The organism is Streptococcus infantis (genome assembly GCF_047464215.1).
GTDB classification, from domain to species: domain Bacteria; phylum Bacillota; class Bacilli; order Lactobacillales; family Streptococcaceae; genus Streptococcus; species Streptococcus infantis_P.
Genome location: NZ_JASHCG010000005.1, coordinates 63,950 through 84,644 on the forward strand (window position 1 = coordinate 63,950; position 20,695 = coordinate 84,644).

At 41.1% G+C, this 20,695-nt stretch carries 17 protein-coding genes; 12 read left to right on the top strand and 5 right to left on the bottom strand.

All coding sequences use genetic code 11. The features are described from left to right. Positions 1–7: 7 nt before the first annotated feature. From QM469_RS04310 to QM469_RS04355, 10 genes are all read left to right on the top strand, one after another. Positions 8–2,653, top strand: coding sequence for an alpha-mannosidase (locus tag QM469_RS04310; RefSeq protein ID WP_311522892.1), 2,646 nt, complete (start codon positions 8–10; stop codon positions 2,651–2,653). Between the two features lie 84 nt (positions 2,654–2,737). Further along, positions 2,738–3,607, top strand: a complete 870-nt coding sequence (locus tag QM469_RS04315; RefSeq protein WP_311522891.1) for an ROK family protein — start codon at positions 2,738–2,740, stop codon at positions 3,605–3,607. Then, positions 3,601–5,481: a beta-N-acetylhexosaminidase gene (locus QM469_RS04320; protein WP_311522889.1), complete on the top strand. Its 1,881-nt coding sequence runs from the start codon at positions 3,601–3,603 to the stop codon at positions 5,479–5,481. The genes QM469_RS04315 and QM469_RS04320 overlap by 7 nt, the downstream gene beginning before the upstream one ends. Before the next feature lie 112 nt (positions 5,482–5,593). After that, positions 5,594–6,709, top strand: coding sequence for a DUF4767 domain-containing protein (locus QM469_RS04325; protein WP_414276118.1), 1,116 nt, complete (start codon positions 5,594–5,596; stop codon positions 6,707–6,709). A 213-nt stretch (positions 6,710–6,922) separates the two neighbouring features. Further along, on the top strand, positions 6,923–7,852 hold the full coding sequence (locus tag QM469_RS04330) for an ABC transporter permease (RefSeq protein ID WP_371560758.1): 930 nt from the start codon (positions 6,923–6,925) through the stop codon (positions 7,850–7,852). Between the two features lie 13 nt (positions 7,853–7,865). Next, entirely contained in the window at positions 7,866–8,786 is a 921-nt protein-coding gene (locus tag QM469_RS04335) for a carbohydrate ABC transporter permease (protein ID WP_006149055.1), read from the top strand. 109 nt (positions 8,787–8,895) lie between these two features. Next, positions 8,896–10,374 (top strand): ABC transporter substrate-binding protein, encoded by a 1,479-nt coding sequence (locus QM469_RS04340; protein WP_371560760.1) that lies wholly within the window; start codon positions 8,896–8,898, stop codon positions 10,372–10,374. 162 nt (positions 10,375–10,536) lie between these two features. Next, entirely contained in the window at positions 10,537–11,226 is a 690-nt protein-coding gene (locus tag QM469_RS04345) for a lysostaphin resistance A-like protein (RefSeq protein ID WP_414276120.1), read from the top strand. A gap of 132 nt (positions 11,227–11,358) precedes the next feature. Further along, positions 11,359–12,345 carry a rhodanese-related sulfurtransferase gene (locus QM469_RS04350; RefSeq protein ID WP_414276121.1) on the top strand — a complete coding sequence of 329 codons (987 nt, stop codon included), beginning with the start codon at positions 11,359–11,361 and terminating at the stop codon, positions 12,343–12,345. A gap of 124 nt (positions 12,346–12,469) precedes the next feature. Next, entirely contained in the window at positions 12,470–13,327 is an 858-nt protein-coding gene (locus QM469_RS04355; protein ID WP_414276122.1) for a DUF4299 family protein, read from the top strand. 156 nt (positions 13,328–13,483) lie between these two features. On the opposite strand, the gene QM469_RS04360 is transcribed toward QM469_RS04355, so the two are convergent. The 5 genes from QM469_RS04360 to QM469_RS04380 form a co-directional block, all read right to left on the bottom strand. Further along, the gene (locus QM469_RS04360; RefSeq protein ID WP_414276123.1) at positions 13,484–14,464 is read right to left on the bottom strand and encodes a DUF6574 domain-containing protein; all 981 of its coding nucleotides are present in this window, start codon (positions 14,462–14,464) and stop codon (positions 13,484–13,486) included. Positions 14,465–14,494: 30 nt separating this feature from the next. After that, positions 14,495–15,442 (bottom strand): DUF4097 family beta strand repeat-containing protein, encoded by a 948-nt coding sequence (locus QM469_RS04365; protein WP_414276124.1) that lies wholly within the window; start codon positions 15,440–15,442, stop codon positions 14,495–14,497. Continuing rightward, positions 15,435–16,028, bottom strand: a complete 594-nt coding sequence (locus QM469_RS04370) for a DUF1700 domain-containing protein (protein WP_269797844.1) — start codon at positions 16,026–16,028, stop codon at positions 15,435–15,437. The genes QM469_RS04365 and QM469_RS04370 overlap by 8 nt, the downstream gene beginning before the upstream one ends. After that, positions 16,015–16,341, bottom strand: a complete 327-nt coding sequence (locus QM469_RS04375; RefSeq protein ID WP_000273853.1) for a PadR family transcriptional regulator — start codon at positions 16,339–16,341, stop codon at positions 16,015–16,017. Before QM469_RS04375 ends, QM469_RS04370 begins: the two co-directional genes overlap by 14 nt. Before the next feature lie 138 nt (positions 16,342–16,479). Further along, positions 16,480–17,646 (bottom strand): CynX/NimT family MFS transporter, encoded by a 1,167-nt coding sequence (locus QM469_RS04380; protein WP_414276125.1) that lies wholly within the window; start codon positions 17,644–17,646, stop codon positions 16,480–16,482. 218 nt (positions 17,647–17,864) lie between these two features. On the opposite strand from QM469_RS04380, the gene QM469_RS04385 reads away from it, so the two are divergent. Next, positions 17,865–18,695 (top strand): glycosyltransferase, encoded by an 831-nt coding sequence (locus QM469_RS04385; RefSeq protein WP_414308235.1) that lies wholly within the window; start codon positions 17,865–17,867, stop codon positions 18,693–18,695. A gap of 70 nt (positions 18,696–18,765) precedes the next feature. After that, positions 18,766–20,616 (top strand): polysaccharide biosynthesis protein, encoded by a 1,851-nt coding sequence (locus QM469_RS04390; protein WP_371608070.1) that lies wholly within the window; start codon positions 18,766–18,768, stop codon positions 20,614–20,616. The last annotated feature ends 79 nt before the right edge of the window (positions 20,617–20,695 follow it).

Consider the following 20,695-nt stretch of genomic DNA (forward strand, 5'->3'; position numbering starts at 1 on the left):
TTTACTCATGGAAAATGTTGTTGTACATATCATCTCTCACAGCCATTGGGATCGTGAGTGGTATTTACCGTTTGAAAGTCACCGTATGCAATTGGTGGAACTTTTTGACAATCTGTTTGATCTTTTTGAAAATGACCCTGAGTTCAAGAGTTTCCACCTGGATGGACAAACCATCGTCCTCGATGACTATTTAGAAATTCGTCCCGAAAACCGTGACAAGGTTCAGCGTTATATCGATGAAGGGAAACTCAAGATTGGACCTTTCTACATCTTGCAGGATGATTACTTGATCTCCAGTGAAGCCAATGTCCGCAATACCTTGATTGGTCAAGCTGAATGTGCAAAATGGGGCAAATCTACGCAGATTGGTTACTTCCCAGATACCTTTGGGAATATGGGGCAAGCTCCTCAAATCCTTCAAAAATCAGGTATTCACGTAGCAGCCTTTGGTCGTGGTGTCAAACCGATCGGCTTTGACAACCAAGTCCTCGAAGACGAGCAATTCACCTCTCAATTCTCTGAGATGTACTGGCAGGGAGCTGATGGTAGCCGTGTGCTTGGGATTCTCTTTGCTAACTGGTACAGTAACGGGAATGAAATTCCAGTTGATAAAGATGAAGCCTTGACCTTCTGGAAACAAAAATTGGCAGACGTCCGTGATTATGCATCGACCAACCAATGGTTGATGATGAACGGTTGTGACCACCAACCAGTTCAACGAAACTTGAGTGAAGCCATTCGTGTGGCAAACGAACTTTTCCCTGATGTGACCTTTGTTCACAGCTCCTTTGATGAATACGTTCAAGCAGTGGAAAGTGCACTTCCTGAACACCTATCAACAGTTACAGGTGAGTTGACTAGCCAGGAAACGGATGGTTGGTACACCCTTGCTAACACCTCTTCTTCACGCGTTTATCTCAAACAAGCCTTCCAAGAAAACAGCAACCTGTTAGAGCAGGTCGTGGAACCATTGACCATCATCACGGGTGGACACAACCACAAGGATCAATTAACCTATGCTTGGAAAGTGCTTTTGCAAAATGCACCACATGATAGTATCTGTGGTTGTAGTATTGACGAGGTTCACCGTGAAATGGAAACTCGCTTCGCCAAGGTCAACCAAGTTGGAAACTTCGTCAAAACAAACCTTCTCAATGAATGGAAACACAAAATAGCAACTCAGGAAGCACAAAGTGACCACCTCTTTACGGTTATCAACACTGGATTACATGACAAGGTTGATACAGTTAGTGTTGTAGTGGATGTTGTTACTTGTGATTTCAAAGAATTGCATCCAACTGAAGGTTACAAGAAGATGGCAGCTGTGACCTTGCCAGATTATCACGTTGAAGATTTGGATGGTCATGTCCTTGAAGCCAAGATTGAAGACTTGGGAGCAAGTTTTGGCTACACCTTGCCTAAGGATAAATTCCGCCAACCTTATATTGCACGTCAAGTGCGCGTGACAATCCCAGTCCACCTTGCTCCGCTTTCTTGGGCAAGCTTCCAATTGGTCGAAGGTCAAGTAGAATACCGTGATGGTATTTACCAAAATGGAGTCATTGATACACCATTCGTAACTGTGAGTGTAGACCAAGGAATCACAGTCTATGATAAGACTACAAACGAAGCTTACGAAGATTTCATCCAATTCGAGGATCGTGGTGATATCGGTAACGAGTACATTTACTTCCAACCAAAAGGGACAGAGCCGATCTTTGCTCAACTGAAAGGTTATGAAGTTCTAGAAAACAATGCTCGCTATGCTAAGGTCTTGCTCAAACACGACTTGACTATTCCAGTCAGTGCAGATGAAAAATTGGATGCTGAACAAAGAGGAATCATCGAGTTCATGAAACGAGACGCAGGTCGTTCAGAAGAGTTGACAACCATTCCTCTTGAAACAGAAATGACTGTCTTTGTGGACAATCCACAGATTCGCTTCAAGACTCGCTTTACTAATACAGCCAAAGACCACCGCATTCGTCTCTTGGTCAAAACTCATAACACACGCCCAAGTAACGATTCTGAAAGCATCTATGAAGTTGTGACAAGACCAAATAAACCAGCAGCTTCTTGGGAAAATCCTGAAAATCCACAACACCAACAAGCCTTTGTTAGCTTGTATGATGATGTAAAAGGGGTGACTGTAGCCAATAAAGGATTGAACGAATACGAAATCCTTGGAGACGACATCATGGCTGTAACCCTTCTCCGTGCTTCAGGTGAGCTAGGTGACTGGGGCTATTTCCCAACACCAGAAGCCCAGTGCTTGCGCGATATCGAAGTTGAGTTTGCAGTAGAATGCCACCAAGCAGGGGAACGCTTCTCAGCCTTCCGTCGTGCCAAAGCCTTCCAGGTTCCATTTACAGCTCTTCAAGTTGCAAAACAAGAAGGTAGTGTTGCTGCAACAGGTAGTCTCTTCAACCATCCAGCACTTAGCTTGCCACAAGTTTGTCCAACAGCCTTTAAGGTAGCTGAAAATGAAGAAGGTTATGTCCTTCGTTACTACAACATGAGCCAAGAAAATGTTCGTGTGTCTGACAAACAACAAACCATTCTTGACTTGCTAGAACGCCCATATCCAGTTCACTCAGGACTATTGGCACCGCAAGAAATTCGTACAGAATTGATTAAAAAAGAAGAAATTTAATTTCAAAAAGAAAACATAAACAGAAAGGAGGAGCGAAAAAGTAAGAACCAATTGCTAATTCGCTCCTTTTTACAGGTGAAAGAAATGACACTTGCAACCATTGATATTGGAGGGACTGGAATTAAGTTTGCCAGTCTAACTCCTGATGGAAAGATTTTAGATAAGACCAGCACACCAACTCCAGAGACTCTGGAAGAGTTGCTAGCTTGGTTGGACCAACGTTTGTCAGAACAAGACTATCGTGGGATTGCTATGAGTGTGCCAGGTGCAGTTAATCAAGAAACAGGAGTGATTGAGGGGATTAGCGCCATTCCTTACATCCATGGTTTTTCATGGTATGAGGCCCTTGCTCATTATAAGCTACCTGTCCATCTAGAAAATGATGCCAACTGCGTTGGACTCAGTGAATTGTTGGCTCATCCTGAGATTGAAAATGCAGCCTGTGTCGTGATTGGTACAGGAATCGGTGGAGCTATGATTATCAATGGCAAGCTTCACCGTGGTCGCCATGGTTTGGGTGGTGAGTTTGGTTACATGACAACCATCGAACCAGCAGAAAAACTCAACAATTGGTCGCAACTAGCATCAACAGGAAACATGGTTCGTTATGTGATTGAAAAATCAGATCAGTCAGACTGGGATGGCCGCAAGGTTTACCAAGAAGCGGCAGCCGGCAATGCTCTTTGCCAGGAAGCCATTGAGCGGATGAATCGTAATCTAGCTCAAGGGCTACTCAATATCCAGTATCTCATCGATCCAGATGTCATTAGTCTGGGAGGCTCTATCAGCCAGAACCCAGATTTTATCAAGGGTGTGCAAAAAGCAGTAGACGCCTTTGTGGAAAGATATGAAGAATATACAATCGCTCCAGTCATTCAAGCTTGCACCTATCACGCAGATGCCAATCTCTACGGTGCCCTTGTCAACTGGTTACAGGAGGAAAACCAATGGTAAGATTTACAGGACTTAGTCCCAAACAAGTCCAAACTATCGAAGTATTAAAAAATCACATTTCTCTACCAGATGTAGAAGTGGCAGTCGCTCAGTCTGACCAAGCTTCTATTTCTATCAAGGGTGAGGGTGGCCACTATCAATTGACATACCGCAAACCTCACCAACTTTACCGCGCTTTGTCTGTGCTCGCAACAGCTTTAGCAGAAGGGGACAAGGTAGAGATTGAGGAAAAAGCTGCTTACGAAGATTTGGCCTACATGGCGGACTGTTCGCGCAATGCCGTGATCAATGTCGCATCTGCAAAGCAGATGATTGAGGTCTTGGCTCTCATGGGCTACTCAAGCTTTGAGCTCTACATGGAAGACACCTATCAGATTGAAGGGCAACCATACTTTGGCTATTTCCGTGGAGCATACTCAGCTGAAGAGTTACAGGAAATTGAAGCCTACGCTCATCAGTTTGATATGACCTTTGTTCCATGTATCCAGACCTTGGCCCACTTATCAGCCTTTGTCAAATGGGGTGTCAAGGAAGTGCAGCAACTTCGTGATGTAGAGGACATTCTCCTCATCGGTGAGGAAAAAGTCTATGACCTGATTGACGGTATGTTTGCGACGTTATCTAAACTACAAACTCGCAAGGTCAATATCGGAATGGACGAAGCCCACTTGGTTGGTTTGGGACGTTATCTTATCCTGAACGGTGTGGTTGATCGTAGTCTCCTCATGTGCCAACACTTGGAGCGCGTGCTGGATATTGCAGACAAGTATGGTTTCCACTGCCAGATGTGGAGCGATATGTTCTTCAAACTCATGTCAGCAGACGGCCAGTACGACCGTGATGTGGAAATTCCAGAGGAAACACGAGTTTATCTAGACCGTCTCAAAGACCGTGTGACCTTGGTTTACTGGGATTATTATCAGGATAGCGAAGAAAAATACAATCGTAACTTCAGTAACCATCACAAGATTAGCCAGGATATCGCCTTTGCAGGTGGTGCTTGGAAGTGGATTGGCTTTACACCTCATAACCATTTCAGCCGTCTCATTGCTCTTGAAGCAAACAAAGCCTGCCGTGCCAATCAGATCAAAGAAGTCATTGTGACTGGTTGGGGAGATAATGGTGGTGAAACAGCCCAGTTATCAATTCTACCAAGCTTGCAAATCTGGGCAGAACTCAGCTATCGCAATGATTTAGAGCGTTTGTCAGATCACTTCAAGACCAATACAGGTTTATCTGTTGAGGACTTTATGCAGCTGGATCTTGCCAACCTCTTGCCTGATCTACCAGACAATCTCAGTGGTATCAATCCTAACCGTTATGTCTTTTATCAGGATGTTCTCTGCCCAATCCTTGACAAGCACATGACTCCTGAGCAGGACAAACCACACTTTGCCCAAGCAGCTGAGACTCTTGCTGAAATCAAAGAAAGAGCTGGAAACTATGCTTATCTCTTTGAAACTCAGGCTCAGTTGAACCAGATTTTAAGCAGTAAAGTGGATGTGGGCCGACGCATTCGTCAAGCCTATCAAGCAGGTGATAAAGAAAGCTTGCAACAGATTTCCAGAGAAGAATTGCCAAAACTCAGAAGCCAGATTGAATATTTCCATGCTCTCTTTAGCCACCAATGGTTGAAAGAAAACAAGGTCTTTGGCTTGGATACCGTAGACATCCGTATGGGAGGACTCTTGCAGCGGATCAAGCGAGCAGAAAGTCGTATCGAGGCTTATCTTGCTGGTCAAATTGACCGCATCGAAGAACTAGAAGTAGAGATTCTGCCATTTAACGACTTCTACGCAGATAAGGACTTCGCAGCCACAACAGCCAACCAATGGCATACTATTGCGACAGCATCCACTATTTATACAACCTAGAAATTTATCACAAATAGTTAAACATCTCCTTTTTAATACATGGAGATGTTTTTTGATTTGGAGATAGGGAAGGAGTATAATGAAGGTATAAGGATAGTGTGGAGGTTTGACCATGAGAAAACTACTACTAGTCCTAGGTGTGAGTGTGCTAGTTTTATCTGCTTGCCACAAGGCGACTGAAGATAGCGTAACTAATCCATCAACACCGAGGGAGCAAGAAACCAAGGAAGTAACCAACTATTTTCATTACCTAGCGGCCTCCTATCAAAAGGCTCTTTCCCACGAAAAAGAAGCCAAGGATACAGCTGTTCAATCACCTATGGCTGCTACGGCTGTAGCCATGGAAGAGCTCCAGCTATCTAATCCGACTGATCCGGCCTTGATTATGAAGAACTACTCGGATTTTCAAAAGCTAATCCAATACAAGATCGAAAAGTGGCAGGAAGAGTTTGCAAGTTGGGCTTCTTCTATGGGGAAGTCCTATTATAGACTAGAGCATAGAAACTTTGACGAAAAAAATGAACTCATCAAAAAACTAGAAACAACAACGGTTTCTCAGAAAAGAGTCAGATGGAATATTTTCGGGATATCCAGTGACAACGCCTATGATTACTTGGTTTTGGATGCCTACTATGACAATCAGGACAAACATTTCTACTTATTTACACTGAAAGATGGGCAAGCACAGGTCTTGCATACCGATAAGACGCTAGAAACTATCAATACTGCAAACTTTGAAGAGACTGAAAACACAGATTTAGCACAAGGCTTTAAGGAGTTTCTATTAAAAACGAGTGTCACTACAGAGAATGAGCCCGATATAGACAATAGTTCTCTAACAGACAATATAAAAATAGCCATGGAATCCTACTCGGATAGTAGAGGTGAAAGATTTAAGTCGACTAGCCTAGCAACATACGGTCGTTATTATGGGCTTGCAGTTCCGGATCAGATGATGCAATTTGGACAAGTCGATGGAGTCAAATATACTTTTAAATGGCATGGTTATACTGCTGGTGTTGGAGAAAAACGCTTTGAAATCTTGGCCTGTTATGTGAATGAAGCGGGGACAGAAGTGATTCTTTTTGGCTACATGGATGGTCGCCCTACTATTTTACATACTGAGGGGCAACCGGAGATTGATAAAAGTGAAGCAGGTGCTATTATAGATGCTCAGGTTCATTTTGTTGAATTTCACCAACCGATTTTAGAACAAGTTTTCAAGTAATAAATATGGGCAACACCTCTTGCAAGCAAGACGTTTCTCGTGAAACATCCTTCTTATATAAAAAATTCTCCACATAAAATAATTTGTGGAGTTTTTTCTATAATTAGTAGTTTAAACTATCCTAAAAATAAGAGTATACTATTTTTGTAAACGTTATCAAAACTAAAAATTGTGAGATTATTAAGTTTTAGAAAAATAAAAAGGGAGGAAATTATGAACAAGTTTTCAAAAACCTTGAGAGATAACTGGATTTTTCTCTTAATGGTTTTACCAGGGACACTTTGGTTGATTCTATTCTTCTACATCCCAGTATTTGGAAATGTGGTTGCCTTCAAAGACTACCATATGACTGGTGAAGGATTCATCCACAGTATTATAAATAGTAAATGGGTTGGACTAGATAACTTTAAATTCTTGTTTAGTTCGAAAGATGCCTTTGTCATCACTCGAAACACTGTGCTTTACAACCTTGGATTTATTTTTATCGGTTTGGTTGTGTCAGTTGGTATCGCCATAATCCTTAGTGAACTTCGCTCTAAGCAAATGGTTAAAATCTACCAAACATCTATGTTATTCCCTTACTTCTTATCTTGGGTTATCATCAGTTTCTTTACAGATGCTTTCCTAAATATCGATAAAGGGCTTATTAACCACACCTTGGAAGCTCTTGGCATAAAGGGGATTAACTTCTACGCTGACATCAGTATCTGGCCTTATCTTCTCCTCTTCCTAGGTATCTGGAAAGGGTTTGGATATAGTAGTGTTATGTATTACGCAACCATCATGGGGATTGATCCAACTTACTACGAAGCAGCGACAGTGGACGGTGCTAGCAAATGGCAACGTATCCGCAACGTAACGATTCCTCAGTTGACACCACTTGTGACAGTATTGACCATCCTTGCAGTCGGAAACATCTTCCGTGCAGACTTCGGTCTCTTCTATCAAATCCCTCACAACGCTGGTCAGCTCTATAGCGTAACAAACGTATTGGACGTCTATGTCTTTAACGGTTTGACTCAGACAGCAGATATCGGTATGGCTTCAGCGGCAGGTCTCTACCAGTCAGTCGTTGGTTTGATTTTGGTTATCCTATCAAACTTACTAGCACGACGTGTAGATCCTAACTCAGCCCTATTCTAGAAAGTAGGAGCATATGGCAAAAAAAATTCAAAAAGAAAAAATTGATAATGTTGGCATACACTCCTTCAGCAAGAAAGCAGATATCTTCTTTAGTATCATATCTGGTTTGCTGGCCTTCTCTTGTATCTTGCCTTTTATCTTTGTCATCATTATCTCAGTTACAGATGAGAAGAGTATTGTTCAATATGGATATAGCTTCTTCCCATCACAATTTGGATTAGATGGTTTTGAGTTTTTGGCTCAGTTCAAAGATAAGATTTTACAAGCGCTCTTTATCTCAGTGTTTGTGACAGTTGTCGGTACATTGACAAACGTCTTTATCACTACAACTTACGCTTATGCCATCTCACGTTCAACATTTAAGTATCGTAAATTCTTTACAATCTTCGCTTTGCTTAGTATGTTGTTCAATGCTGGTTTGGTACCAGGTTATATCGTGGTAACTCAGTTGCTTCACCTTGGTGATACCATTTGGGCCTTGATTGTTCCAATGCTTCTATCACCATTCAACATCATGTTGATGCGTTCCTTCTTCAAGAAGACTATCCCAGAAGCAATCCTCGAATCAGCTCGTATCGATGGAGCTAGTGAAGCTCGAATCTTCTTCCAAATCTGTTTACCGCTCTCACTACCAGGTATCGCAACGATTACACTATTGACAGCGCTTGGATTCTGGAATGACTGGTTTAACGCCCTTCTTTACATCAAGAGTGATAACTTGTATCCATTGCAATATTTGCTCATGCAAATCCAAAACAACATGGATTACATTGCTAAGTCAGTTGGTATGTCAGGACAACTTGCAGTTGCCCTACCAAAAGAAACAGGTCGTATGGCCATGGTTGTAGTTGCGACTGTTCCGATTGCGATCCTCTACCCATTCTTCCAACGCTACTTTGTAAAAGGTTTGACTATCGGTGGTGTTAAAGAATAAGGAAGTCTAAGAAATAATGTTTCTTCCCTAACGCTGATTTTTCTGGCAAAGGAAAATCAACAATCTCAATTTGTTAATAACTTTAAAAATAAAAAAAGGAGTTTTTATAATGAAAAACTGGAAAAAATATGCTTTTGCATCTGCTAGCCTTGTCGCTTTAGCTGCTAGCCTTGCAGCTTGTGGAAACCTTAAAGGAAACAACCAAAAAGCTGCTGACTCAGCTTCAGGTGATAAAACTGTTATCAAAATGTACCAAATCGGTGACAAACCAGATAACTTGGATGAATTGCTAGAAAATGCAAACAAAATCATCGGAGAAAAAGTTGGTGCTAAATTGGATATCCAATACCTTGGTTGGGGTGACTACGGTAAGAAAATGTCAGTTATCACTTCATCAGGTGAAAACTATGATATCGCATTTGCAGATAACTACGTAGTAAACGCTCAAAAGGGTGCTTATGCTGACTTGACAGAATTGTACAAGAAAGAAGGAGCTGATCTTTACAAAGCGCTTGACCCAGCTTACATCAAAGGTAACACTGTAAACGGTAAGATTTATTCTGTTCCAGTTGCAGCCAACGTTGCATCTTCACAAAACTTTGCCTTCAACGGCCCACTTCTTGAAAAATATGGAATCGATATCTCAGGTGTAACTTCATACGAAACACTTGAACCAGTATTGAAACAAATCAAAGAAAAAGCTCCAGATGTAATGCCATTTGCTGTTGGTAAAAACTTTATCCCATCAGAAAACTTTGACTACCCAGTTGCAAACGGACTTCCATTCGTCATCGACCTTGAAGGCGACACTACTAAGATCGTAAACCGTTACGAAGTTCCTCGTTTCGTAGAACACTTGAAGACTCTTCACAAATTCTATGAAGCAGGATACATTCCAAAAGACGTAGCAACTAGCGATACTTCATATGACCTTACTCAAGATACTTGGTTTGTTCGCGAAGAGACAGTAGGACCAGCTGACTACGGTAGCAGCTTGCTTTCTCGTGTTGCTAACAGAGACATCCAAATCAAACCATTTACTAACTTCATCAAGAAAAACCAAACAACTCAAGTTGCAAACTTTGTAATCTCAAACAACTCTAAGAACAAAGAAAAAGCAATGGAAGTGTTGAACCTCTTGAACACTAACCCAGAACTCTTGAACGGACTTGTTTATGGACCAGAAGGCAAGAACTGGGAAAAAGTTGAAGGTAAAGAAAACCGTGTTCGTGTCCTTGATGGATACAAAGGAAACACTCACATGTCAGGATGGAACACTGGTAACAACTGGATCCTTTACATCAACGAAAACGTTACAGATGAGCAAATCGCACAATCTAAGAAAGACTTGGAAACTGCAAAAGAATCTCCAGCTCTTGGATTCATCTTTAACACTGACAGCGTGAAATCTGAAATTTCAGCTATCACTAACACTATGCAACAATTCGATACAGCTATCAACACTGGTACTGTAGACCCAGAAAAAGCTATTCCAGAATTGATGGAAAAATTGAAATCTGAAGGTGCTTACCAAAAAGTATTGGATGAAATGCAAAAACAATACGACGAATTCTTGAAAAGCAAATAATCGCAAGAACAATTGATTTCGTGTATTCATTCCTAAAAATTGCAATCACTGCCTTGTCTGGTTTTTCCAGATGAGGTGGTGATTCTTTTTTTAGCATTTGCATATAATTATCTGCATTTTGTTCAGAGTTTTGCTCTTACATTTAACATAGGTTATAGTCATATGAAAAAATATCATCCATTCTTTAAAATAAGTGCAATCTTATCCTACCTATTTTTCGTATATGACCTTTCTCAGTTGACGCTTATGATCCAAAATTACTGGCAATTTTCTTCTCAGATTGGCAATTTTTTCTGGATCCGAAACCTTATCAGTCTTGTCTTTATTGGCATCATGATAGGGATTTTAATCAAGACAGGCCATGGTTATCTTTTTGTCATTCCTAAGAAAAAATGGTTGTGGTATACAGTTTTGACGATTCTCGTAACTGTACTTTCCATATCTTTTAATTTCCAAACAGCTAGACATGTACAATCAACTTCTGAAGGGTGGGCTGTGTTGATCGGCTACAGTGAGACAAATTTTGCTGAGTTGGGTCTCTACCTATCCTTATTTTTTCTAGGTCCTCTGATGGAAGAGTTGATATATAGGGGCTTGTTCCAACATGCCTTCTTTAAAGATTCGAAATTTGGGCTTGACCTGATTCTTCCTTCGGTTTTATTTGCTCTTCCTCACTTTACAAGTTTTCCCAGTGTACTAGATATTCTTGTTTTTGCGACATTTGGAATCTTTTATGCGGGTCTAACTCGCTATACCAAGAGTATCTATCCCGGTTATATCGTTCATGTTATCAATAATATCGTAGCTACATTGCCGTTTTTGGTAACCTTTCTTCATCGAATATTTAGCTGAAACAAGATCTGAAAATGGGTCTTGTTTTCAATTTTCAGTCAAATAAATTGCATTCGCTTTCTTGAGGGAGTATACTGGTGTAGTTGAATGAAAAATTCTGATAATTTAATCTTAGAAAAGAGAATCAATCTTATGTCAAAAGATATTCGAGTTTTACTTTACTATAAATATGTTCCAATCGAAAACGCGGAACAATTTGCTGCAGACCACTTGGCTTTCTGTAAGTCAATCGGCCTCAAAGGTCGTATCCTAGTCGCTGACGAAGGGATTAACGGAACTGTTTCTGGTGACTACGAAACAACCCAAAAATACATGGACTATGTTCATAGCCTTCCAGGTATGGAAGACCTCTGGTTCAAGATTGACGAGGAAAGTGAGCAAGCCTTCAAGAAGATGTTTGTTCGCTACAAGAAAGAGATTGTCCACCTTGGCTTAGAGGATGATAACTTTGACAACGACATCGACCCACTTGAAACAACAGGTGCTTACTTGTCTCCAAAAGAATTCAAAGAAGCTCTTCTAGACGAAGATACAGTTGTCCTTGATACTCGTAACGACTACGAGTATGACCTAGGTCATTTCCGTGGTGCTATCCGCCCAGACATCCGCAATTTCCGCGAGTTGCCACAATGGGTTCGTGATAACAAGGAAAAATTCATGGACAAACGTGTCGTAGTTTACTGTACTGGTGGAGTCCGTTGTGAGAAATTCTCAGGCTGGATGGTCCGTGAAGGCTACAAAGACGTGGGTCAATTACACGGAGGAATCGCGACTTATGGGAAAGATCCAGAGATTCAAGGAGAACTTTGGGATGGGAAAATGTACGTATTTGATGAACGTATTGCAGTCGATGTCAACCATGTCAATCCGACCATTGTAGGGAAAGATTGGTTTGATGGAACACCGTGTGAACGTTATGTCAACTGTGGTAATCCTTTCTGTAACCGTCGTATCTTGACATCAGAAGACAACGAAGATAAATATCTCCGTGGCTGCTCGCACGAGTGCCGTGTTCACCCACGTAATCGATATGTTTTGGAACATGAATTAACACAAGATCAAGTCATCGAGCGTTTAGCAGCGATTGGTGAGAACTTGGATCATTCTGAAGTTGTATAAAAGTAGGACAGTCCTGAGGGGCTGTTTTTTTCTATGCTTTTGACCAAAAAATCTTAAATTTGTTTCTGTATCTTTCAGGAAAATGGTGTATACTATATGTAAACGATTTCAAAGGAGACCATTTATGGTGAAAACATTTTTTATTCCAAATAAACAAAGTATTTTAGGACAACAGGAGATTCTTACAGCTAAGTCAGTCTTGGCCCTAGTAGATGGCTTAGAGTCACATAGTTATGACGCAGTCTATCTCCGTCAACCCCTCAATCGCCTCGAGTATATCGAATGTGGAATCGTAGGCAAGTCTCAATTTCTCTTTAAAGTTCGTTATGCAGATGCTCAAAAAGGCTACCAAGTAATCATTCCTGACTTGATTACAAGAGCTGACTGGGAGATTGTCGAAGCTCTCTTACAAGCCTTGTCTAGCAAGGTTGGTGAAGCAGTTGAAGGCTTGGCAGACTTTGACTTGGAAAACTATTTCCAAGAAACTGTTAAAAACTATCTAGCGGATAAGGATGCTCATTTGGCCTTCTGCCAAGGAATTCTATCAACTATTTACTTTGATAAGAAGGACTTAGAAAGCTTCTTGGAAGAAGATGGAGTGGCACGTTTTGAAGCATTAGTCAAAAAGGTTCAAGAATCAGATGCCTACCCTGCAAGTGCAAAATTCTACCCAGATAGTGAAGGTAAGATCCACGGCATCTATCACCTGGCTCAAGGGGTTAAGACAATTTTGCCGAAAGGTCCTGTTGTTCCTGTGCCTTATGTTGAGCAGTTGGCTGGTAAGGACCTTGTCTGGGAGATTGACTTGGTGAAAATATCTGGAGATGGCTCAAAACCAGAAGACTATGAAGCCGTAGCAAGATTGGATTACCAAGCCTTTTTAGAAGCTCTTCCAAAGGACCTTTGTCAGGATTTGGACGCCAACCAAGTAGAGGTAGGACCTGTTTTAGGAGAGGATTTTGAAGTCTTAGCAAATAGATAAATAAGGAATCTGTGACAAAAGTTTCTATAGAGTTAAAAAGCGAACAAGATTAGTTTTCTGATTATCAGAATTCTGTCTTGTTCGCTTTTTTTGTTTCTAAAATTTTATAGTAATGATCCTCTAAAGCTAATATCTTTCTATCTCGCTACCTTTATCTTACATAAAAGCTAGGATTCGGAGATAATCAAAAACCAGTGCCATTTCTGCTAGGAAGAAGAGAAATAGGACGCTTCCGTTGACGAGGACAGCCAAGAGCAGGCGATAGAAGGGATCAGTTGAGCTATCCTTGCTAGGTCTTGAGATTGTATAGAGGTTGGCAAGAAGTACCAGACCAGTGCTAATGAGGCAGAGAAGAGCCGCAAAGCGTAGACTATTAAAGAAGGCAAAGAAACTGGCAATACCTGTGAGCAGGAGAGGAAGGGCGAAGAGTCTGCTGTACTCTTGCAAGGATTTTTCCAGTGTCCAGTCATTGTCCTGATTGACAAAACGTTTAACTACAAATCCACCCATAAGGATAGAAAAGAAGAATAAACTTGTCGCTACCAAGATGGAGAAGATAGAAAAGAGATTCAGTGAAGGGAACTGCTCGAAGGCATGAGAGTTGATAGCCGCCATATGGCCGTAGTAGTTATGCTTGATATGATAAATCGCACAGAAGAAACTAAGAGAAGAAAAGATAGTCAGCAGGGCAAAGGCATTATAACTATGTTTTTTATCTGTATCAATGCTTGCTGTCGGTTCTTTAAGGGCACCTTGTAGCCAAAACCAAAGATCAGCCAGTTCTTCTTTGAATACTGCGAATAGTGCTGTTTTGGCAGATACAGAATCTGGTAAAAACGGGCTTTCCAAAGATTTGCTGGTTAAAGGTTTGCTTGTCTGAGAAACTTCTTTAACAGGTTCTTCTGACTTGTCTGTTTTTGTTGCCAGTTCTTCTTCAGCTTCTTGTTCTCCAGTCTCTATTTTTTCTAGATCAGCATCCTTATCTTCTTTAATAACTTGAGGGTTTTCCTCAACTACTGGCAACTCTTCTTTTTCTTTTAACTCTTCTTGGGGAATGACTGGGTCAGATGGACTTTCTTTTTTTTCATTGTTGGCTGTTTTCTCGAAATCAGCACTTTCGAACCATTCTTGAGTCATGATGAGACCTCCTTTTTGATTAGTAACTTTTTATTCATGATGTCTATAAGAAGGCGAGCGAACATCCTCTTTTGGTAGATTGATGTCTTGACCAGCTTTTGCGACAAGTAAATCTTGTGTATCTTTTTTCTCTGATTTGTAAGGATTAGAGAACTCTTCATCTTCCTTGTTTTCCTCGTTTGGATTATATCCTTCCCGACTACGATGATAGATGGAACCATGGTCAGAAGAAAGTTCTACATTAATTCTCTCAAGTTCTTTTTTAGCTAGCTTGATGACCATATCTTTTTTTGACTCTAGCTCTACCTTACCGTGCACTTGAATATCGTCTGCAGAGATATGTTCATGGTCTGCTTGGATGCGGCTATCTGTTAGACTGGTTTCAAATACATTGACAATTCCAGTTGTGATCAGTTGGCTATTTTTAATCTCGCTATCAGTGATACGAAGGAGATATCCATTTGACAGAATCTTGGCATTGCTGAGTTTTGCATTAGCAATTGAAAGGATACGATGGTTTACCTGGGCAGTTAGATTTTTTAAGTCTTTTCCTCTTGGTAATGAGAGAACAACTTCATCATTGCGGCTAGAAATTCCGCTTGCGATAAAGAGAATACCCTCGATACTAGAACCTATAGAGCGACGTGTAGTTGACTTGGTGTCAGTTATTTCAAGGCTTTTCTCTTTGATAGAGTGTTGAAGATTTTCTTTTTCAGAGATGGTTGGATGATACTGAAGGTGAATCTTATCATCGTTTGACTCCGTAATGACGAGTGAATGTTCTGTTAGTGAGATGTTTAGATTTTCAATATCTTGATTAAAAACGAGTTCTTCCGTTCGACTTTCAAATACTGGATTTTGAGACATTGCAAGGAGGCTTCTGACACCATCTGTTTGGATGCCGATGATAATCATTGAAAAACCGATGATACTGGTAACAACACCAAAGATAAGAAATCCTTTTGTCCATTTACGCATGTCTTTCACCTCTCTTTCCTCTATTAAGAATCCATTGGATAAGTCGAAGGACTAGTAATCCAAAGAAACGTGCTACATAGGAAGTCGCTAGTAAGACTAGAGACGAAGCTCCGATCGCTAGTAAACCTCCACCAAAAATCAGTATAAAAGCAGATGTCGATTCAGCTAGAACGTAGAAGCTTTCAAATAGGAGAACGCCTCCTAGGATTAGTCCAGCTACTGATACAGCAAAGAAGGCTATAAGTACGCTGACAGCAGCGATAAAAATCCCGATGATAGCCATGAGAAGAGCAATTCCGACTGGAATTCCGATAGGAGCTGCAAGAAGGGCTAGTAGAGCGATGCGTAAAATATGGCGGTCGTTCTTGCTGGAATTTTCTTCGTTGATTTTCTTATCAAGAAGTGTAGTCAGGACATCATGGGCAGCTTCTTTTGGACTTCCCAGGCTAGCGATAAGCTCCTCCTCACCTTCTGGACCCGCATCATCAAAGAGTTCTTTGAAGTAATCCATGGCTTCAATGCGATCAGATTGAGGAAGCTTCATCAGATAGGCTTCAAGCTGATTCAAATATTCAGTTCTTGTCATGGCGAATGCTCCCTTCTATGATGCCGTTGATAGTGTCAGTATAGAGTGTCCATTCTTCTCGAAGGACAAAGAGTTGCTCCTCTCCGATTTCTGTCAAGGAGTAGTACTTCCGCATCCGACCTTGGTATTCGCGAGAGTATGTAGTCAGATAGCGGTTGGTATCCAGTTTTTTCAAGATGGGGTAGAGGGTGGATTCCTTTATTTTGGCAATGAGTTTAATGGTTTGGCTAATCTCATAACCATAGGAATCCCCTTGTTCTAGGATGGCCAAGATGAGAAATTCAATCAAGGCCGATGATGTTGGAAAATACATGGGGCACCTCCTTTTTAGTATGTAAAAATTTTATATATAATTATTCTACACATACATCATACATCTAAATGTAAGCCTTGTCAAGCAATATGTGTAAAATTTTTATATATAAAAAATCTCCTAGTAAAAACTAGAAGATTAGAGGATTTTCTCTGCTCGATCCACCATAAAGAGGGCGATTGTCATGATGATATCAATTACTAGAAGAATCAGTACCGCTGGAACCCAAGACTGGAACATGTTAAAACTGTAACCAAAGAGAGTTGGTCCAAAGGCAGCTAGAATGTAACCACCGGTCTGGGCAAGTCCAGATAATTGAGCCGTTTTTTCAGGCGAGCTTGTTTTAATAGAGAAACAAACCATGAGGTAAGGGAAAAGAGCGCTACAAGCAGTACCAATCAAGAGATGCGCTACTAACCAGTAAAGGAAACTATTGCTTGGGTATAAAAGCATGGCAATTCCTACCATACCAGCCAGAGAGATGACTGTTAACATGATTTGACGGTGACGATTGGACAAACGAGTTGTGAGACTTGGAATGGTCATCGAGAAGGGGATACTAATCAGTGAAAAGATAGAAGCCAGAAGTCCGGCATCCGTATGAGCTAGCCCTGCACTGATGGCCATGGTTGGTAGCCAGGTCATACTGGTATAGAAGAGTAAGGACTGAAGTCCACCGAAGACAATAATAGCCCAAACTTGCTTGCTTTTTAGGATATTCTCTTTTTCTTTTTTCTCTTCATGCCCTTCTAGGAAATGATTGTGGCCATGGTTAGGAAACCAGACCAATAAGGTTAGCAGGCAGACCATGGACAGGCAGAGAATCAGCCCCTTCCAAGATGTTGCCTGAGTAATGGGTACAGAGAGGTAGGAAGCTAGTGCTGTCGCGATTCCCATAGTCGTAACATAAACCGTTGTCAGGAAGCTAATCTTTTGTGGGTAGTTTGCCTGAATCATGCTAGGAAGAAGTACGTTAAAAATAGCGACACTTGCTCCGATGAGTAAGGTTCCCAGATAGAGAAGGGGAAGATTGAAGATACGAATCACTGAACCGATGGTTAAGACGAGGAGGCTGTAGGTAAAAAGATGCTCAAGTCCAATCTTTTGAGCCAAACGCGTCGCAAAAGAGGAGAAAAGAGCAAACATCAAGAGAGGAAGGCTGGTCAAAACTCCAAGTGAGCTGACCTCAACTCCTAAACCTTGAGCAATATCTCCTAAAATAGTCGGTAAGGCCGTAAAAGGAGCTCTTAAGACCGCTCCGATTAAGATAATTCCTAGAATAAAAAAGAGTGATCGTTTGTTCATGTGCACCTCAATAAACTGATTTTGATAACAGCTTATTTTAAGGCTTTTTCCCATAGATGTCAAGATGGTGTGAGAAACTCCGCTCCTTAGTTGAGCGAAATCATGGGTAAAAAGAAGGAGAGATTTACTAGTTTTTTTCTGGGATTCAAATAAAAATAGGAAAGTCAGGAAATTTGTGATAAAATAGTGAAAGAAAATATATACATTGGAGAAAAACTGTGTCTGAAAATAGGAAATTTAGCGTCTTGATGTCAGTCTACATCAAAGAAAATCCTGTCTTTTTAGAAGAGGCTGTAAAAAGTATCTTACATCAAACGCTCAAACCTAGTGAAGTGGTTATCGTTGAAGACGGTCCACTGACACCTGAACTATATCAAGTGTTGGAAAAATTGGCAGCACAGTCAAGTATTCCAATCAAACGTTGTCCACTGGAGCAAAACCGTGGCCTAGGCCTGGCACTACAGTATGGTGTTTTGCAGTGCCAGTATGACATCATTGCCCGTATGGATACGGATGATATTGCTGTTGAAGATCGTTTTGAACAGCAGTTTGACTTGATGGAAAAGGAAAACTTGGCTCTACTAGGCGGCCATATCGCAGAATTCATCGATCAACCTGATGAAATTGTTTCTTACCGTCGTGTGCCGACTAAGCACGAAGAGATTATCGCCTACCAACGTATGAGAAGTGCCTTTAATCATATGACGGTTATGTTTAAAAAAGAGATGGTTCTCAAGGCAGGTAACTACGAAGATGGGCTCTATATGGAAGACGATTTGCTCTGGCTTAATATGATTAGCGCTGGAGCTCGAACTGGGAATGTGGATCAGATTCTTTGTAAGGTGCGCGTGGGAGCGGGGATGTTTGAACGCCGTGGTGGCCTTCGCTATCTCAAACTCTATCGCCAGGCACGAAAGAGAATGCACGAGCGTGGACAGATTTCTTACGGTGAATATCTGAAAAGTGTCTTAATCCAAGTTGTTGTTGCCCTCTGCCCAGGATTTGTCCGACAGTTTATATTTTTAAAACTATTGAGAAAAAGTAAATAGCTAATCAGTTTGAAAAAAACGTCTTGTAATTACTAGAAAATGTGATTTTGTGTAGGAGGATACCATTCACATGAATAAAAAAATGACAGATTATGTAATTGATCTGGTTGAAGTATTAAATAAACAACAGAAACAAGTCTTTTGGGGGATTTTTGATGCTGCCAGCATGATTTCCTCAATCATTGTTTCTTATATCTTGTTTTATGGATTGATCAATCCAGCTCCTGTGGACTATGTCATCTATACAAGCTTGACCTTCCTTTTCTATCAAATCATGATTGGATTCTGGGGGCTCAATGCTAGCATTAGTCGCTATAGCAAAATCACAGACTTTATGAAGATATTCATCGGAGTAACTGTCAGCAGTGTCTTGTCTTATCTTCTTTGCTATGCCTTCTTGCCACTTTTCTCAGTGCGTTTCATCGTTCTCTTTATCTTGCTCAGCACCTTCTTGATCTTGCTCCCACGTATTACTTGGCAGTTGATCTATTCAAGACGTAAAAAGAGTGATGGAGAAGGGGAACACCGTCGTACCTTCTTGATTGGTGCAGGAGACGGTGGAGCTCTCTTTATGAACAGCTACCAACATCCTACGAGTGATCTTGAGTTAGTGGGTATTTTGGACAATGATGAAAAGAAAAAAGGCCAAAAACTAGGTGGAATCCCAGTCTTAGGATCTTATGAACAGTTACCAGAACTCTCAAAACGTCATCAGATTGAAAAAGTTATCGTTGCGATTCCTTCTCTCGATCCATCAGAGTATGAGCGTATCCTAAAAATGTGTAACCAACTTGGCTTGAAGTGTTATAAGATGCCCAAGATTGAGTCAGTTGTACAAGGATTGCATCCTCAGGTAGGTGGTTTCCAAAAAATCGATATTACGGACCTTTTGGGACGTAAAGAAATTCAACTAGATGAGTCACGCCTAGGCTCAGAAATTACTGGAAAAACTATCTTAGTGACAGGTGCAGGAGGTTCTATCGGGTCTGAGATTTGCCGTCAGGTTAGTCGCTTTAATCCAGAGCGCGTGGTTCTCTTGGGTCATGGGGAAAACTCCATTTATCTGATCTATCATGAATTGATTCGTAGCTTCCAAGGAATTGACTATGTTCCTGTGATTGCAGACATCCAAGACTACGATCGCTTGCTTCAAGTATTTGAGCAGTACCAACCAGCCATTGTTTACCACGCTGCTGCCCATAAGCACGTGCCAATGATGGAACGTAATCCAAAAGAAGCCTTTAAAAATAATATCCTCGGAACTTATAATGTTGCCAAGGCAGTTGATGCTGCTAAGGTACCGAAGATGGTTATGATTTCGACCGATAAGGCCGTTAATCCACCAAACGTAATGGGAGCTACTAAACGTGTGGCAGAGTTGATTGTTACAGGATTCAATCAACGTAGTCAGTCTACCTATTGTGCGGTTCGTTTTGGGAATGTTCTTGGTAGCCGTGGTAGTGTGATTCCAGTCTTTGAGCGTCAGATTGCAGAGGGTGGTCCAGTGACTGTGACGGACTTCCGTATGACTCGTTACTTTATGACCATTCCAGAAGCTAGTCGTTTGGTGATCCATGCAGGAGCTTATGCCAAAGATGGAGAAGTCTTTATCCTTGATATGGGCAAACCAGTTAAGATTTATGATTTGGCCAAGAAAATGGTTCTTCTCAGCGGACGTACTGAAAATGAAATTCCGATTGTAGAAGTGGGGATTCGTCCAGGTGAGAAACTCTATGAGGAGTTGTTGGTATCTACTGAATTAGTTGATAATCAAGTCATGGATAAGATTTTTGTTGGTAAGGTTAATGTCATGCCACTTGAAGTCATCAATCAAAAAATTGAAGAATTCCGTGCTTTGCAAGGTTCAGAGTTGAAGCAAGCTATTATCGGTTTTGCTAACGAAACAACTCACACTGATTAAAAACAAAACTAAGGTATTATCCCTGGAACTCTTTTTGACAGGAGGGAAGGGATAGTATCTTTTTTTCTAGATTTGGAGA